Origin of the sequence: Thermoanaerobacter ethanolicus JW 200 (assembly GCF_003722315.1) — a bacterium.
Classification (GTDB): Bacteria; Bacillota; Thermoanaerobacteria; order Thermoanaerobacterales; family Thermoanaerobacteraceae; genus Thermoanaerobacter; species Thermoanaerobacter ethanolicus.
In genome coordinates this window covers 543232-561248 of record NZ_CP033580.1, presented here as the reverse complement: position 1 = coordinate 561248, position 18017 = coordinate 543232, and the positions used below count along the sequence as shown (strand labels likewise).

Sequence of the window (18017 nt, the reverse complement as noted above, 5' to 3'; positions counted from 1 at the left end):
TGAAACCCCGCTTTAACTTATGCTTTTCCTGCTGCTCCAAATAAAATCATCTTTTGTTTAATTACTTCTTTCATCGCATCTTTGCAAGGACCTAAAATTTTTCTTGGGTCGTATACTTCTCTATCTTTTTCTAACAAATCTCTTAGCCTTCGTGCAAAAGCTTGTCTTATATCTGTATCTATGTTTATCTTATTTATGCCAAGGCTTACAGCTTTTTTTATAGCCTCTTCAGGAACTCCTGAAGCTCCATGTAAAACTAAAGGAATATTGAGCATTTCTTTTATCTTTTTAAGTCTATCAAAGTCCAGCTTAGGTTCCCCTTTGTAAGGTCCATGAGCCGTCCCGATAGCTATAGCTAAATAATCTACTCCTGTTTCTTTTGCGAATTTTAAAGCTTCTTCTGGATCTGTCATGGCCGCTTCTCTTTCATCTACTGTGATATTATCCTCCGTACCACCGATTTTTCCGATTTCAGCTTCAACAGAAACTCCCATTCCGTGAGCAATTTGCACCACAGTTTTCGTCACTTTTATATTTTCTTCGAGAGGCAATTTAGAAGCATCCATCATTACAGAAGTCCAGCCATTTCTCAAGCATTTCATGACTGTATTGAAATCTGTACCATGGTCAAGGTGTAGAGCAATTGGAACTGATGCCTTTTCAGCCATTGTCCTGACGATCGCAGAAATCGTCTCAATACCAGCGTATTTCAATCCTCCCTCACTAACTTGTATTATGACTGGTGATTTAGTTTCTTCTGCCGCCTCCACAATGGCTTGGGTAATCTCTAAATTACTGGTGTTAAAAGCTCCAACTGCATATCCTTCTTTGTGGGCTTTTTCTAATATCTCTATACCTGTTACTAACATTGCCAACAACTCCTTTATTATAACTGGTTTTCAAAATACTACCTATATTATGTAACTTTTCTTTTTCATTATAACATTTGTTTAAAGTTAGCTCAAGGAAATTATAAAAAAAGGTACAAACGTACCTTTCAGTTTGTTGACAAAGCAAAATTTAAGCCCCTGTTTTCCTATTTCCGAAAACAGGGGCTGTATGTATCTGGATAAAATTTTCTTTAAAACTCCAAATAATGGATAAAAATTCAAAGTACCCAAAGGGCTCTTGCCCCTCCTCCATAACCATGTTGCCATTTTCTTTAAATTCATGGCAGCAAAAACAAGCATCGCTTGCATGGACAGTTTTTCTTTTCCTCTTAATGTTGTCCATCGCAAACCATGCTTCTCTTTCATATCAGCAAATACTCTCTCTATTGTCTCTTTCCTTCTTTCATATACTTCCTTACAATAAGGTGTATGCCTTAGGTGTTCTGCTTCTTCTACATATCCTTCCCATATGTGCCTGAATATCCTCTTTGTGTAGTCTTTACTTTGGGTACACTTTTCTCTTAAAGGACAATTTTTACATTTTTCTGGATTTGATTTGTACTCTCTATATCCTTCTCTATTGGTTGTAACATATGTTAATATTTCATTTTGTGGGCATATGTAACAGTCATAATATTCATCGTATACGTACTGCTGCTTTTTCATGAAACCATCTTTTGTCATTGGTCTTGTATACGGCACTGCTGGTATTATTTCTTTATCAAATATTGTCTTTAATATGTACGGATTTTTATAGCCTGCGTCCACTGCTATTGCTTTCGGTTTTCCTACTCTCTTTTCAACTTCTTCTAATACTTCTTGAAACATTACACTGTCGTGGACATTTGCAGCTGTTACTTTTACTCCTAATACAAATCCATTTTTATCGCAGGCTGTATGAAAAGAATATGCAAAACATTTTTCTTTTCCGTTTTTGTTTAACATTCCGCTATCTGGGTCTGTTTTGCTTACTTTCACTTCTTTCGTCTTTATTTTCTTGATTTTCTTTAATGGCTTTTTGCCATGAGCTTCTCTATCTTTGTTTATTTCTTCTTCTAGTTTTTCTTGATAAGTCCTGGCTTCTTGTTCTACTATTTCTTTGGTGTATTTCTTCTTGTTGGCACTTGCTTTTACATGGGTTGAATCTATGAATACTTCCTCCGCATTTACTAGCCCATGCCTTATTGCTTCTTCTAAAATCTTCGTAAATATTTTCTCAAATATGTCTGTCCCTTTGAATCTTCTTATGTAGTTCTGGCTAAATGTTGAAAAATGAGGTATTTCTTCTGTTAGCCCATACCCTAAAAACCACCTATATGCCACATTTGTTTTTATCTCTGATATTGTCCTCCTTATTGAGGGTATGCCAAAAAGATACTGAATAAACAGGATTTTTATTAATACTACTGGATCTATGCTTGGTCTGCCGTGATCTTCGGAATATTTGTCTTTTACTAAATCATATATGAAACTAAAATCTATAACTCTTTCTATCTTCCTTAAAAGGTGATCTTTTGGAACTAACTGATCTATGCTTACAAATTCTATTTGATGTCTGGCATCCTGTTTCTTTGATAACATCTTTCTTCTCCTCTCCTCTTTTGCTTCATAAAAAAACAAGGAACCCTTCTCATAATAACGGGTTCCCGATATTTTGTCAACAGTCTGAAAGGTACAAACGTACCTTTTTACACAGCCATTTCTTGCCTTAGATTATCATAAACTAAATTTTTTAGCGCTGTTATGTCAAAAGGTTTAGATATAAAAGGAAATTCCGTAAAAGGCTCTTGTGGCTCTTCCGCTGACATTATAATACTCTTCATATTGGGATAAATTTTTTTAATCTTTCTGATAATTTTTAACATATCGCTTGCCATGTGTAAATCAAACAAGCCTATATCAGGTCTAAATTTTTCTATCTCTTTGTCAAAATGGCTAATATCACTGTAAGTTCTCACTTCATGTCCATCCATCGTGAAAATTTCTTCTATTAAATTACAGATTCCCTTATTATCATCTAAAACTAAAATTCTACTCATTTTATGCCACCTTTTACACCCATAAATCTTTCTTTAGCACACACAATAATTAATATTCTACAAAAAAATAAATATTCCTCTTTTTAAATTAAAAATTTATTAAAAAATTTATGAATTAGTTTCCCCACTTACTTTAAATTCCTGTCTATCTCCTTCCATATTTCTCATCAAATTCCTCTTTTAATATGCTCATTATATACTCGTCGTAATATTTGCCATCTCTAAAAAGTCTCTGCCTCAACACACCTTATATCTCCTGTCCTACAAGCAGTTTAGCATATCCTAGGAAGCAGTTCCCCTATAGGTCTATCTATAATTCTCGAAGTTCCATAAACTGTATTGATTGTGACAAGTTTTGAATCATTCACTTCACCTATTATCGCTGCATTTTTTCCATATTTGTCTGATTTCATGATTTCTAGAGCTTCCTCCGCATATTTCCTGTCAACAACCGCAATTAACTTTCCTTCATTTGCTAAGTGCAAAAAGTCAAATCCCATCAAATCACAAGCAGATTTTACACTTTCTTTTACAGGCAACTTATCTTCGTATATTTTAATACCAACACCACTCATTTTTGATATCTCATAAAGAACTTCCGCAACGCCACCTCTTGTAGGGTCCCGCAATACCTTAACGGCTTTCCCCAAAGTCATGAGCTTTTCTATCAACTTGTTAAGAGGTGAAACGTCCGACAAAATAGGAGGGTCAAATTGCAATTCCTCTCTCGCACTCATAATAGCCATCCCGTGGTCTCCTATTGTTCCAGAAATTAACACTACATCTCCAGGTCTGGCATTTTTAATTGACACATCTACATTTTCATACACTACACCTATACCAGAAGTGTTTATAAATACGCCGTCGACTCCGCCTTTTTCTACGACTTTAGTATCTCCCGCGACTATTTTCACACCTGCTTCTTCTGCTGTTTCAGCCATAGATTTTACTATTCTCTTCAAATTTTCTATTGGATAACCTTCCTCAATTATAAAGGCTGAGGTTAAATATAAAGGTTTAGCTCCTCTCATAGACGCATCATTTACTGTCCCGCACACTGCAAGTCTTCCTATGTCTCCTCCAGGGAAAAAGATAGGTTTTACTGTGAAACTGTCAGTGGTAAGAGTGATATTCCCAAAAAGCAATGCCGCATCTTCCATCCCTTTTATATATTCATTGTCAAAAGCCTTTGAAAAAACTTCTTCAATTAAATTTTCCATCATGGTTCCGCCGCCACCATGAGACAGCAAAACTTTATCCATACTTCTCATCCTTTCTTAAGCCCCGTACTTATAAAAAGCTGCGCAAGAACCTTCTGAAGAGACCATGCAAGGCCCCACAGGATTTTCAGGTGTACATGCTCTTCCAAACAGAGGACATTCATTAGGATAAATACTTCCCTTTAAAACATCTCCACATCGGCAACCTTTTATCTTGATTTCTTCTCCAATTGGTTTTATATCAAATTTTACCGCCGCATCAAAGTCTTTATACTTGTCTTTTATCCTTAGTCCTGAACCTTTGATCTTTCCAAGACCTCTCCAAGTACTATCACAAGGTTCAAAAATTTCATCAATTATCTTTTGTGCTTCAAGATTTCCTTCTTTTCTTACCACTCTTTTATACTGAATTTCAATAGCAGGATTTTTATAATTTTTAAGAAGCATTATAATGCTCATCAGAATATCCATTGCTTCAAAGCCAGAAATTACACCACCAACGCCAAATTCTTTAGGCAAAAATTCATATATTTTACTGCCCGTTATTGCACTCACATGTCCTGGAAGCAAAAATCCTTGAACATTTGAACCCCCTTCAAGAAGTGCTCTTAAAGCTTCAGGCATTGTCTTATGAAGGCAGTATACACTGTAATTTTTTATATTTTTCTCCTTCGCCTCCTTTATAGTAACAGCAACAGTCGGAACAGTTGTTTCAAATCCTATTCCTATAAAAACTACCTCTTTGCTCGGATTTCCCTCAGCGTAATTTAAAGCATCAAGAGGTGAATAAAACACTTTTACCTCTTTGCCTGCTGCTCTCTCTAACTGCAATGATGACTTGCTACCTGGTACCCTTATAAGGTCCCCGAAAGTAGCAATTACAACATTTCTATTAGCAAGTTCTACTACACTATCTATTTCGTTCTGAGCTGTCACGCACACAGGACATCCTGGGCCTGATATAAGCCTTATATTTTTAGGCAAAAGCTGTCTTAATCCAAATTTTGAGATAGCCATTGTATGGGAACCACATACCTCCATGATATTAAAAAGACCACCCGGATTTAAAGCTTCAATTGCTCTTTTTGCCTTTTCAATCATTTCTGTCTGCTGCATCATTTAAAACCTCCATAAGTTCTTCCCAAAGCTCCCTTTCCATTTCTGCTTCTTCTTTATCCACAATGCTTATAGCAAGCCCTGCATGAACCATTACATAATCTCCCACTTTAACCTCTGGCACCATCTCTATCGATACTCTTCTTATTACACCGCCTAATTCTGTTTCTGCAACTTTTCCTTCAATTTTTAACACTTTTGATGGAACTGCAATGCACATGTTTATCCCTCCAATTTTTTATTCGCAATAACAGCCTGACCTAATGAAATTCCTCCATCATTGCAGGGAACTTTGCTGTTAGAATAGGCTTCGAACCCTGAAGCAGTAAGCTTAGCCAGTAGTTTCTTTAATAAATACCTGTTTTGAAAACTTCCACCGCTTAACACCACTTTATTTATACCAAACTCTTTTCTCAACTCCAATGCTAAATAGTGAGTAAACTCTACAATGGAGTTGTGAAATTTTGTCGCAATTATTCTTTTGTCAATTCCATTTTTATAGTCCTCATAGAGTTGGTGTAATATCATTTCTGGATTTATTATATATTCTTCATCGCGATAAACATCAAAATCATAAAAATCATCATTTTCAATTATTAAACTCTCAAGCTCCATTGCACCCTGCCCCTCAAAAAGTACTTGGTCTCTCACGCCAAGTAAAGAAGCTGCTGCATCAAAAAGTCTTCCCATACTGGATACATACGGAGTATTAATCCTTTTCTCAATTTGCTTTAAAATTAAATCAACCTCTCTAGAATCAAATCTTTCCACAAAATCTTTATAAAAATTTATATCCTCTGAAATAAAACCTAAAGCTACCCTGTAAATCTTTCTTATCGCCAACTCTCCACCTGGAAGTGGCTTGTATTTCAAATGTCCTACTCTTAAAAAATCCTTTAAATCGCATATCAAAAATTCTGCACCCCATATATTACCATCTGTACCATATCCAGTGCCGTCATAGGCTATCCCTATCACTTTATCTGTAATATTATACTCTGCCATACAGCTAGCAATATGGGCATGATGGTGCTGAACCTCAATGCGAGGCAAGTCACAGGACAAGGCGTACTGAGTAGAAAGATAGCCTTTATGCATGTCATGAGCTATTACCTGAGGGGTCACTCTAAAAAGTCCTTTATACCTTTCTATCTGCTCTTTATAATATTCAAAAGTCTTTTCATTGTCCAAATCTCCTATGTGATGACTTATAAAAGCATATTGACCGCGAGTCATGCAAAAGGTATTTTTGTAAAAGCCACCAACCGCCAGCACATTTGCTTTGACATCTTTTTTCAATAAAAGTGGCTGAGGGGCATATCCTCTTGCCCTTCTTATAATCCTCTCAGCACCTCCATTAAAGGAAGTTACTGAATCATCTATTTTATTGACTATATCCCTATTGTTTAAAAGAAAAACATCAGCTATATCCTTTAATTTTTCTAAAGCCTCTTCATTGTCTTTGCAAAGAGGTTCTTCACTGACATTTCCGCTTGTCATCACAATAGGAAAATCAATCTCTTCCATCAAAAGATAATGTATAGGAGCGTATGGAAGCATTACTCCTAACGTATCTAATCCGTCAGCAACACCTCTTGCAAGTTTTTCTCCTTTTTTCTTTAAAAGTACAATCGGCTTTCTCTGACTTAAAAGAAGTTTTTTTTCTTCTTCACTTAAAATGCAATACTCCTTTACCTGCTTTATGTCTTTCATCATAACTGCAAAAGGCTTTCCATATCTCTTTTTTCGACTTCTCAAAGTAGAAACAGCTTCATCGTCAAGAGCATTTACTGCCAAGTGAAAACCGCCTATACCTTTAATAGCGAGAATTTTACCCCTTTTAAGAGCATCTACAGCACATTTTATTTCATCTTCCTGACAATTATCTCCTACAAATTCAAGCTTAGGACCGCAGTCAAAACAGGCTACCGGTTGCGCGTGAAATCTCCTGTCATTGGGGTTATTGTATTCTTGTTCACATTTTCCACACATTGGGAATACTTTCATGGAAGTTTTAGGTCTGTCATAAGGAATATCCTCTATTATGGAAAACCTTGGCCCACAATTTGTACAATTTATAAAAGGATACCTGTATCTTCTGTCATTTGGGTCGTTCATTTCCTTTAAACAGTCGTCGCAAACTCCCATATCAGGGGACACAGGGACAAATCCGTCATCTTCTTTACTTTCCATAATTTTGAATTCCCTGTAATTTTTAACTTCTGACTCTTTTATTTTTATCTCGTCTATAACAGCTAAAGAAGGAGGATTTTCTTTTATTTCTTTTATGAAACATTCTACGTTTTCTTTTTCTCCTTCAACCTCTATATACACTCCAGAGGAATTGTTATATATCATTCCCTTTAGATTGTATTTTTGTGCAATATTAAAGACAAAAGGGCGAAAACCAACGCCCTGTACAATGCCATAAATATTTATTTGTCTTGCCTGAATTTGTGATACTCTTCTTCTAACCATTTTGCAAACTCACCAAATCCTTCTCCTGTCCTTGCAGAAACTTCAAAAATTGGTGCATCCGGATTTAAAGCTCTTATCCCATCATAGAAGAATTTCTTATTAAATTCAAAAAAGGGAAGCATATCAATCTTATTCAAAACTACAGCTTTTGCTTTGGTAAAAAGTGCTGGATATTTATAAGGTTTATCATCACCTTCTGGAACATTAGCCATTGCCAATTTAAAGTCTTCACCTAATTCAAAGGCAGAAGGGCATATGAGATTTCCTACATTCTCAATAAATACAATACCATCATCAAAAGATAAAGCCTTAAGCGCTTTGTTTACTGAACCAGCATTTAAATGACAAGACCCTCCTGTATTTATCTGCACAACAGGTATATTTCTTTCAGCCATTTTCCTAGCATCAATGTCTGAAGTGACATCCCCCTCAATTACAGCACAAGGCACTTTGAGATTTTCAATTGCCCGTAAAATAAAAGTTGTTTTTCCAGCTCCAGGTGAGCCTATTAGGTTTACCATCAAGATGTTTTTTTCATCTTTTATGACTTTGTTTTCATGAGCTACATTATTATTAACCTCGAGTACATCTCTTATAATTACAATTTCCTCCATACTATTCCACCTCTATACTTTCAATGTAAAATTCTTTCCCTTTGTTCACCAAAACTCCTACTCCTCCACATACAGGACAGTTAAAAGTAAAATTAGACCTTTCAAAAATGGTACCACACTGCCTGCACTTAAACTGTGCTTTTATAATTTTAAACGTTAGCTCTGCTCCTTCTGCTACCGTATTTTCTGATAATATGTCAAAATAAAACTTTATACTTTCACTTTCAAGACCAGTAAGTTCCCCTATTACAACTGTAACTTTGGTAACTTTTTTAACCTCTCTCTTTTCTGCTTCTTCCAGCACCATGTCAACCAGACTTTGGGTCACAGACAACTCATGCAATTTATATTCCTTCCTTCTTATCCTTTTCAGGAGGATTTTTAACCTCTTTCTTTTGCAATACGACATATTTGTCATTAGAAATAGGTCGATATTCTCTTAGCATGGTCAGGGACTTAGTAGGACAAGCATCCACACAAACACCACATATTATACAAGCAAAAGGCTCAAAGCCCCACGTCCCTTCTTTTCTATCTACCTGTATACAATTTGAAGGGCAAACTCTTTGACATATACCACATAAGATACACTTCTCAATATCATTTTCTATATGGCCTCTTGCCCTTTCGAAAGGTTCTCTCTTTTCAAAAGGATATTTTCTTGTAGCCGGTTTATGAGTAAGATTACTTACTACATTTTTAAGCATATCCAGCATCTACACCACCTACCTTTCAGTACAGCTGATACATGGGTCAATTGTCAAAACAAGCACAGGCACATCTGCTAAAGTACTGCCTGGAAGCATGTGCAAAAGAGATGCTAAATTTGCAAAAGTAGGCGTTCTTATTCTAAGCCTATCTAAGTATTTTCCTCCAGTGGATTTAATGTAGTAAAATACTTCGCCTCTAGGCTGTTCGACTCTTGAGATAACTTCACCAGCAGGTAAATTAGGCTTTACTTTTACATTTATTTCACCTTCTGGCAGCTTACTTATTGCTTGTCTTGCAAGGTCTATTGACTGAAACATTTCTTTTACCCTTACAATTGTTCGCGCATAAGTATCTCCATCTTTTTCTACAATTGGTTCAAAATTTAAGTCCTTATAAGCAGCATAACCTGTCGTTCTCATATCGATAGGTACACCGCTTCCCCTTAAAGTAGGTCCTACAGCTCCCAACTTATATGCTTCATCTTTAGAAAGTACACCAACACCTACAGTTCTTTGCTTAATAGTATAATTATTTCTAACTATTTTATCAAGCTCTTTTAAGCCTTCTTCGACTTCTTTAAGCTCATTAAGTAACCATTTTGCTTGTTCACTATTAATATCTCTTCTCACACCACCAACAATGTTTACAGAAATAATCACTCTGTTACCAGCTGTAGCTTCCAGTATATCCATTATCTTTTCCCTTATTCTCCAAGACAACATAAAAAGATTCTCAAATCCAAAAGCATCTGCCAAAAGGCCAAACCATAGAAGATGGCTGTGAATCCTGTGAATTTCTGCCCAAATAACCCTTAAATATTTTGCTCTCTCTGGTACATCAACGCCAATCAATTCTTCTACTGCCTGGCAATAAGCCTGGCCATGCATAGCACTGCAGATGCCACAAATATGGTCAACCACATATACCATTTGATTAAAATCCTTTTTCTTAACAAGCAACTCAAGCCCTCTATGAACAAAACCAAAAGCCGGGTAAGCCTCTACTACTTTTTCATCCTCAACGACCAATTTCAAGTGTATAGGCTCTGGCAAAACAGGATGTTGTGGGCCAAATGGTATTGTACTTTTTTCACTCATTCTTATCACCTTTATCCCTTCTCATGATTTCTATACTAGCTTGTGGAGAAATAGGAGCGTATTCCCCTAAAAATAACAATCCTTGGAAGTCAAGTACTAAATTTTTAAATTTCATTCCAAACATTTCATGTATCTCATTTTCCACAGGAAGTGCAGCAAAATATATTTTTGAAATGCTGGGTACCTCTTCTTGTGGAGATACAAAAACATGAAAACTATCCATTTGATAGTCTTTTTCAAAGGTATAAATTATTTTAAATTTGCCTTCTTCTTCAAGACATGTTTCAGTAACAAATCTATACCCATTTTCATAATAATATTTCGTTTCTTTTTCGATATCCTCCAATTTTATTTCTTTAGTCGTAATCATTTTAACACCTCTTCAGCTTTCCCCATTTTTTCATATTTTTCTTTTAAAATCTCAGCCGCTTTATAAAGCCCGTCTATTATAGCCTCCGGCTTCGCAGGACAACCTGGCACATAGACATCTACAGGAATTACTTTATCAATTCCTCCTATAACATTATAAGCTTCTCTGAATACTCCACCAGTCGCGGCACAAACTCCTACTGCTACCACAACTTTAGGGTCAGGCATTTGGTCGTATATATTTTTTAAGACTTCCTTATTTCTTGTATTGACTGTACCTGTCACCACTAAAATATCCGCATGTTTCGGATTTCCTACATTTACCATTCCAAACCTCTCCATGTCATAGAGAGGAGTCATACAAGCTAAGATTTCAATATCACAACCATTACAACTGCTGCAGTTGTAATGCAAAACCCACGGTGACTTTTTAAAAGATTTTTCTACAAATTCTTTTAAACCCATACCAATCATCTCCTAAAATATATATAAGCTATATTCACAATTGTAAATAGAATACTTATACTCCAGCTAAAAGCTAACATCCATTTTACTGTCATTCTTGCTGTTATATTATCTATGACTATATCCACAAAGAATGTCGCCAAAGCAATAAGAGCACCTATTACAAGATTTTGAGACCATAATATAGCTATCATTGCTAGTATTAAAATCATTTCATACCAATCAGCAATATGAATCAAAGCAAGGTAAGGACCTGAATAGTCCGTCAAAATGCCTCGTACCAACTCTTGATGAGCATGTTCTGAAGCTGATAAGTCAAAAGGTGATTTCTTTAACTTGATTGTCAAAACCAAGCCCAAAAGTATAAACATCAAAGGCAAATCTAAAAGCAATTTGCCATGGGTCATTATTTGAGCTAAATTAAAGCTTCCGGTCACATTGTAGACTGCTATAGCAAAAAATATCAACATCGGTTCATATGCTAACATCTGCATTAGCTCTCTTTGAGCCCCAACTTGGCTGTAAGGAGATTTTGTTGAAAGAGCTCCCGCTATATAGAACACAAGTCCTACAGACATTATAAACAAAATCATCAAAAGGTCTGCTTTTATAGCAAAAAGCCCCACAGAAAGAATCGCTGATAAAAGATACATATAGGCAGAAAACACTTGAAAGTCATTTACTAATAGTCTTTGCTTGTATAAAAGTTTTATTACATCGTAAAAAGGCTGCCAGATGGGAGGCCCATATCTTCCTTGTATAAATGCTGTTAGTTTTCTGTCAATCCCTGATAAAAAACCGCCGATTAAAGGAGCTAAAATCACTGCAACAACAAATATCCCAATTTCTTTTATCATAGGATAGCACCTCCCAGAATCACAGCAATTAAAGCAACAGAAATATAATTAAAATATTTTGTCAATATCCCTTCAGTTGCAAAAGTCGTGAGATAGTAGTTTTTTACATCATACCCATCCTCTTCTACATAAGTAAGTCCTGCTGTATAAGGAGTAGTTTTTACAGCAACTCGTGTAGATTTTCTTATGGAAATTAGTGATAACACTATCGCTATACCAATTGTTATGAAAATAGGATAAATGGTAAATCCTCCGTTTGAAGTATATAAATAGCCTTTAACAGCTTTGAGAGCCACATCCATTTTCATATTCAATATTTGAGGCATTACTAACATATTATATAAAGTTGAAATTGCAAAACTTAATACAATAGCTATAGCTGTTAAGCTGTAGAGAGAAATACCAATTGTGGTATTCATATGCTCCTCTGAGCGCTTACTAAAATACGTTCCCGATAAAAGATTTCCTATCCATCTGGTGTAATAAAGTACTGTCAAAGCACTTCCTATCGCTAATATAACAGAAATCCATATTTGATTAGCTGCTACTTCTATTATAAGCCATTTAGATACAAGCATTCCAAAGGGTGCTGCCATAAGAGTTAAAATTCCTATAAAAGTTATTGCCGCTGTTACAGGCATCCTATTTACCAAACCCTTCATATCTTCAATATCTCTACTTCCAATATGTTGCTCTATCGTTCCAACGCACAAGAACAACAAAGCTTTAGACACTGCATGGAATATCAAAAGCAATATAGCTGCAGCAATAGCACTTGAAGTATTAATTCCAATGCTTGCTATCATAAGCCCTAAATTTGATACAGTAGAATATGCCAGTATTCTCTTGGCATTGCTTTGACTTATAGCAAGGAAAGCTGTAGCTATGAAAGTAAACGCACCATATATTGCTATAAAATCACTCAACAATGTACCTCTAAAAAGTGGCGAAAATCTCAGTAAAATATATATACCCGCCTTAACCATTGTACTGGAGTGCAAAAGTGCAGAAACCGGCGTGGGAGCCACCATTGCCCCAAGAAGCCAACTCTGGAAGGGCAGTTGCGCAGATTTTGTAAAAGCTGCAAATGCTATAAAGAACATTGGCAAAAGTATATACGCAGTATCTTTTATGCTTAATACATCAACTAAAGATATAGTGTTGTAGTTAGTGTAAATAAATATTATGCCCAGTAAAAGTGCAAAACCACCCATCATGTTAATCCATAAAGCTCTTGCTGCATTTCTAATAGCTTCTTCTGTTTGGTCATGGCTTATAAGCATGAAGGAACTTAATGTAGTTACTTCCCAGAAGAAATACATCCACATCAAATTATTAGAAAATACTACTCCATTCATTGCCCCTATGAATATAAGTATAATAGCAAAAAATCTTGGCTGTCTTGTAGGTGATACATGTTTCTCTTCTTCATGATGGTCCATATATCCAAAGGCATAAAGAGCTATTAGAGAACCAACAATTGATATAATCAAGTTCATTATAATAGACAGTTCATCTACTAAAAACATTGCAACTTCGTGTTCCTTTAATATAAAAAACTCAAAGTATATTAAAGGAACAAGTTGTAATACTGCAAAAAAAGTCGCTCTCCATTCTTTAATTTTAAAAGAAATATAAAGAACATAAAGCAAAAGAACAAAGTCCCCTATCTTGATGGCCACATCCATACCACTGTAATAAGCCGGTGAATTAAAAATATCAGGTACTTTTAAGTTCTCCAACATAATTAAAGATAGTAAAATGATTACACCCAAAGATACAGCAATAAAAACCTTTCTAATAGAAGATTGCCTCAAAAAAAGAACAATAATACCCGCTATAATAGGAAATATAATGCTTAGCAGTAATAAATTTGACTGCATAAAAACACCTCTCTTAAAAATTTAACTAACTGCAACTTACATATTGTATACAGAATCCTAATTAATTGATAAACCTTCTACAATGATTATACGGTTTCATGTGTATAAAGTCAATAACAATAGATAATATTTATCATGAAATAATGATAATTTTTTCTGTTATTATTTTAACAAATTAGGCTTCTTCCTTTCTTAACTGTCTTTTAAATCTCCACTTATTAGAATTCATAATACTCTTATTTTTTTCTTATGATTCGTTTTATTTTTATCATATAAAAGAAGCGCCTTTTATCAGACGCTTCTTTTATACAAATCAAGCTATAGCAACTTCCTTTTCACCTATCAGTTCTCTTAGTTTCTCTCCTGATATAGTTTCTTCTTTTCTTAAAATATCTGCAATCGCTTTTAATACTTCCAGTTTTTCCTCTAAAATTTCTTTTACTTTTCCTTCTTGGACCTGAATAATTTTATTTACTTCCTCATTGACCTTTTCCTTAGGAACATCTTCTTTACTTACTATCCCTAAATCGGACAATCCAGTGTATACCATCTTCTTTGCAATATCAACCGCCTGTTCAAAGTCATTAGCAGAACCAGTACTTCTATTGCCCAAAACCAAAAGCTCAGCTACTGTACCACCTAAAGCCACCATTATATCTTTTTCCAACTGTTCTTTTGTATAAATGAGCATGTCTTCTTTGTCTGTCTGCCTCACAAATCCAAGTGCTTTACCTCTTGGTACAATTGTCACAGTCGCAACAGAACCTGGATTTACTGTTTCGCTTATTATAGCATGTCCCGATTCATGAACAGAAACTCTAAATATTTCTTCTTCTGTAGGTTTTCTATCACTTTTTTCTCCCAATATAACTTTATCTACAGCCTCTTTAAAATGCTTTTGTAAAATAACTTCTGAATTATCTCGCATAGCAAGAATTGCTGCCTCATTGCAAAGGCTCTCTAAATGAGCTCCAGAAAAACCAAAAGTATCTTCAGCTATTTCTTCAAGATTAACATCTTCCCCCAAAGGCTTATTCTTTGTATGAATTTTTAAAATCTGCAGCCTTCCACTTTTATCAGGCAAGTCCACAACTACTTGCCTGTCAAATCTGCCAGGTCGCAAAAGAGCAGGATCTAATAAATCTGGCCTGTTTGTTGCAGCAATTACTAAAATATTTATTTCTCCATCGCTTTTAATCCCATCCATTTCCACTAGCAATTGATTAAGGGTTTGGTCGTATTCATGATGGCTTTCATTAGTTCCTCTTTTAGCACCTAATATGTCAATTTCATCAATAAATATTATTGCACTGTTTTTGCCTTCTTTTCTAGCAAGATTTTTTGCTGTTTCAAAAAGATTTCTAACTCTTTGAGCACCTACTCCTGCATACATTTCTATAAATTCACTACCTGAAGTAGCTATAAAGCTGGAATTTGTATATTTTGCAGCTGCTTTAGCTAATAAAGTCTTACCAGTTCCAGGAGGTCCTGTCAGTAATATGCCCTTGATAGGCCGTATACCCATTTTAGAGATTTTCTCCCTATTTATTACAAAATCCAAGGCTTCTTTTAACTCAGAAATAGCAGTATTTTGTCCTCCAATATCTTCAAAGGATATTTCCGATTCGGGTTTTATAATATTTTTGCTCCCTGGTATTAACCCTTTATTTTCCATAATATAATTAAAAAGTAAAAAAGCACCTGCCAGAAAGAGTAAAGGAGTAACATTTATACCAAGAAAAGCTGCAAATATAGCAAATGCGATAGTTATTCCCAGTAAAATTTCTTTAACCATCTAGCTTTCCCCCTTGTAAACTTCACGTGGTATTATTTTATATAAATAATGAGAACCATCTCTTAAATCTAAATAGATGTTTTGCTTATCAATATATATATAAGATATTATACTATTTTTACTTGAAATTTCTCTTATTGTATCATACATCTTCATATAATCGCCTTTTTGTATACCTTCGTAAATTGAAAACTGAGAGTTATAATAAACATTATTTAACTTTTCATTAGGATTGTCAATAAGTAAAATATTTATTTTAACAGAGTATTTATTTACCTTGTTTTCTATTTCTTTGTAAGTTTCCATTAAATTTTCTACTTCTCCTAATCTAACTTTTATAGCATATCCATTGGTATCAGTTGAAATTGTTACCATTTTAACAAATTTAACTGTACTTACATCTTTTGAAATCTTATCGGGCAGAATTTTATTTTGATACAATTGAAAGCTGGCAAATAAAAATCCTAAAACTACTACAAAAGTTATCAAAACAATCTGCCATTTTATTCCCTTGAGCAAAACTCTCACTCCTCATTTATTGATATACTGTATTATATCATAGAATATATACCAAGTACAATATTAAAAATTTTGTTTTCTCTCTTATAGGGAGTATAATTAATTTATAGAAAATACGTAAAAAATAAAGAGGCAAATTTGTATGAGAATAGCTGCTACAATAACAGAGAAGGGCTATATTGAAAAACTTCCCGACGGGCCATATATAATTATTTTTGATACACAAAAAGAAAATAGTGAAAAGTACGATAATCCAGGATACTTTCTAAAAGAAGGGAGAAGAAGTGCTATTGTAGATTTTCTCCTTGACCAAAAAACCGATGTAATAATAACTGTGCCTGAAGCTTTTTGCAGTCTTTCTTATGGAAAGGCAAAGCAAAAAGGGCTAAAATTTATACGTCTTGAGAAAAGTTTGCCTTATGAAAAAGTTATACAAAACCTCTCAAAATATGTTGAAAATTTAACCGATACAATTCCTGAAGACGAACTTGCAAAATAAAAAACCCTCACAAAGAGGCTTCAGACTGTAGACAAACTTTCATCAAGGAGATATTTTGCAATCGGTGTGACTTGTTACAAAGCGCTAACAAAAGTTAGCAAGACTGAGGGTGGAGGCAGGGCCGAAGCCAAGGATGGCAGAGGCGGGCATTAAGACAAGGAGGTCGAATGTGGCCGGTACCCTGCCGGAGCCCGAAGGTCGAGCTTTAGTTTTGTCGCTTTGTAACATCGGAGCTACGATGCAAAATATCTCCTTTGAATATTTTTAACTTTGTCAGTAAACTGAAGCTTTACAAAGAGGCTTTTTTTATTTGATAGGCCTTACTTTCTCCACAACCTTTTCCGCCAGCTCAATATAAGGAAGTCCCTCAGGTCCATCATCAAGAGCAGGTGGTATACCTACATCGCTTAATTCTCTGACTTTAACCGTTATTGGAATCTTTACAAGTATTTCTGTTCCTAAATCTTGCGCTAATTTTTCTGTTTCCCCTTCACCAAAAATATTATATCTTTGGTGGCAGTTAGGACATTCAAAATATGACATGTTTTCCACAATACCTATAACTTCTAAATTAACTTTTTTAGCCATATAGCCAATTCTTCCCGCTACGTGAGATGCTGAAGCTTGTGGAGTTGTCACAAGCACAAATTTTGACTCGGGCAATTTTTGCATCACTGTAAGAGGTATATCTCCTGTTCCTGGTGGTAAATCCAATACTAAATAATCTAATTCTCCCCAATATACATCATTGAAAAACTGATCAAGAACTCCTGACAAAAGTGGACCTCTCCATATCAAAGGTGTATCTTCGTCAGTAAAATTACCCATCGAAATCACTTTTATTCCGAATCTTTCTAATGGCAAAATAGTATGCTCATCCAATGCATAAGGTCTTTCATCCACAATCCCCAAAAGCCTTGGAACACTAAATCCCAACACATCCGCATCCAAAAGCCCTACTTTAAAGCCTAATCTGGCAAGAGCTACAGCTAAATTAGCTGCAACAGTTGATTTACCTACTCCACCTTTTCCACTACCTACTACTATTACTCTCGTATTTTCAAATATAGGTTTTCTGCCACCGCTAAGCTTTCTTGCTAAATTTTGTCTTTCTTCTTCTGTCATGCTACCTAAATTTACTATTACTTCTGAAACTCCTTCAAGTTTGGATACTTCTTCGATAGCATCTTTTTTAATAGTATCTTGAAGAGGGCAACCTTTCACAGTAAGGTTTATGTCAATTGTAACTTTATCCCCTTCTATTTGAATATTTCTCACCATATCAAGGTCAACTATACTTCTTCCTATTTCTGGGTCATAAACCTTTCTTAGAGCGTTTAATACTTGTTCTTTTGTAAGCAACTCTATACCTCCCATTGGTATTTTTTTGTTGACATTTATATTATAATATATAATCATTATTAATAGAATACCCTCAAAAAATTTTGTCGATGCGAATAATATA

19 protein-coding genes are annotated in these 18017 nt (G+C 35.0%); 1 reads left to right on the top strand and 18 read right to left on the bottom strand.

From position 1 onward, the window contains the following. Positions 1-17: 17 nt before the first annotated feature. From EB239_RS02820 to EB239_RS02740, 17 genes are all read right to left on the bottom strand, one after another. Positions 18-869 (bottom strand): class II fructose-1,6-bisphosphate aldolase, encoded by an 852-nt coding sequence (locus EB239_RS02820; protein ID WP_003868951.1) that lies wholly within the window; start codon positions 867-869, stop codon positions 18-20. Between the two features lie 87 nt (positions 870-956). Continuing rightward, positions 957-2471 (bottom strand): IS1182 family transposase, encoded by a 1515-nt coding sequence (locus EB239_RS02815; protein WP_003868950.1) that lies wholly within the window; start codon positions 2469-2471, stop codon positions 957-959. 107 nt (positions 2472-2578) lie between these two features. Further along, positions 2579-2929, bottom strand: coding sequence for a response regulator (locus EB239_RS02810; protein WP_003868949.1), 351 nt, complete (start codon positions 2927-2929; stop codon positions 2579-2581). 272 nt (positions 2930-3201) lie between these two features. Continuing rightward, the gene (gene hypE, locus EB239_RS02805; protein ID WP_003868948.1) at positions 3202-4191 is read right to left on the bottom strand and encodes a hydrogenase expression/formation protein HypE; all 990 of its coding nucleotides are present in this window, start codon (positions 4189-4191) and stop codon (positions 3202-3204) included. Positions 4192-4206: 15 nt separating this feature from the next. Next, on the bottom strand, positions 4207-5268 hold the full coding sequence (gene hypD, locus EB239_RS02800; RefSeq protein ID WP_003868947.1) for a hydrogenase formation protein HypD: 1062 nt from the start codon (positions 5266-5268) through the stop codon (positions 4207-4209). Further along, on the bottom strand, positions 5243-5485 hold the full coding sequence (locus tag EB239_RS02795) for a HypC/HybG/HupF family hydrogenase formation chaperone (RefSeq protein ID WP_003868946.1): 243 nt from the start codon (positions 5483-5485) through the stop codon (positions 5243-5245). The genes hypD and EB239_RS02795 overlap by 26 nt, the downstream gene beginning before the upstream one ends. Positions 5486-5487: 2 nt before the next feature. Then, a complete protein-coding gene (gene hypF, locus EB239_RS02790; RefSeq protein ID WP_003868945.1) occupies positions 5488-7743 on the bottom strand; it encodes a carbamoyltransferase HypF in 2256 nt (751 codons plus the stop codon). Then, complete coding sequence (gene hypB, locus EB239_RS02785) at positions 7701-8357, bottom strand: hydrogenase nickel incorporation protein HypB (RefSeq protein WP_003868944.1); 657 nt, start codon at positions 8355-8357, stop codon at positions 7701-7703. Before hypB ends, hypF begins: the two co-directional genes overlap by 43 nt. 1 nt (position 8358) lies before the next feature. Next, entirely contained in the window at positions 8359-8700 is a 342-nt protein-coding gene (hypA, locus tag EB239_RS02780; protein ID WP_003868943.1) for a hydrogenase maturation nickel metallochaperone HypA, read from the bottom strand. 1 nt (position 8701) lies between these two features. Then, positions 8702-9073 carry a 4Fe-4S binding protein gene (locus EB239_RS02775; protein WP_003868942.1) on the bottom strand — a complete coding sequence of 124 codons (372 nt, stop codon included), beginning with the start codon at positions 9071-9073 and terminating at the stop codon, positions 8702-8704. Between the two features lie 9 nt (positions 9074-9082). Continuing rightward, the gene (locus EB239_RS02770) at positions 9083-10165 is read right to left on the bottom strand and encodes a hydrogenase large subunit (protein WP_042835378.1); all 1083 of its coding nucleotides are present in this window, start codon (positions 10163-10165) and stop codon (positions 9083-9085) included. Further along, positions 10158-10535, bottom strand: a complete 378-nt coding sequence (locus EB239_RS02765; protein ID WP_003868940.1) for an NADH-quinone oxidoreductase subunit C — start codon at positions 10533-10535, stop codon at positions 10158-10160. Before EB239_RS02765 ends, EB239_RS02770 begins: the two co-directional genes overlap by 8 nt. After that, positions 10532-10999, bottom strand: coding sequence for an NADH-quinone oxidoreductase subunit B family protein (locus EB239_RS02760; RefSeq protein WP_003868939.1), 468 nt, complete (start codon positions 10997-10999; stop codon positions 10532-10534). The genes EB239_RS02765 and EB239_RS02760 overlap by 4 nt, the downstream gene beginning before the upstream one ends. A 5-nt stretch (positions 11000-11004) precedes the next feature. Continuing rightward, entirely contained in the window at positions 11005-11856 is an 852-nt protein-coding gene (locus tag EB239_RS02755) for a respiratory chain complex I subunit 1 family protein (protein ID WP_003868938.1), read from the bottom strand. Beyond that, positions 11853-13739: an NADH-quinone oxidoreductase subunit 5 family protein gene (locus tag EB239_RS02750; protein WP_003868937.1), complete on the bottom strand. Its 1887-nt coding sequence runs from the start codon at positions 13737-13739 to the stop codon at positions 11853-11855. Before EB239_RS02750 ends, EB239_RS02755 begins: the two co-directional genes overlap by 4 nt. A gap of 313 nt (positions 13740-14052) precedes the next feature. Beyond that, the gene (locus EB239_RS02745) at positions 14053-15534 is read right to left on the bottom strand and encodes an AAA family ATPase (protein WP_003868936.1); all 1482 of its coding nucleotides are present in this window, start codon (positions 15532-15534) and stop codon (positions 14053-14055) included. Beyond that, entirely contained in the window at positions 15535-16053 is a 519-nt protein-coding gene (locus tag EB239_RS02740; protein WP_003868935.1) for a hypothetical protein, read from the bottom strand. A gap of 142 nt (positions 16054-16195) precedes the next feature. Between EB239_RS02740 and EB239_RS02735 the strand changes: the two genes are divergently transcribed. Further along, positions 16196-16552: a hypothetical protein gene (locus EB239_RS02735; protein WP_003868934.1), complete on the top strand. Its 357-nt coding sequence runs from the start codon at positions 16196-16198 to the stop codon at positions 16550-16552. Between the two features lie 306 nt (positions 16553-16858). On the opposite strand, the gene EB239_RS02730 is transcribed toward EB239_RS02735, so the two are convergent. After that, on the bottom strand, positions 16859-17971 hold the full coding sequence (locus tag EB239_RS02730) for an Mrp/NBP35 family ATP-binding protein (protein WP_003868933.1): 1113 nt from the start codon (positions 17969-17971) through the stop codon (positions 16859-16861). Positions 17972-18017: the final 46 nt, after the last annotated feature.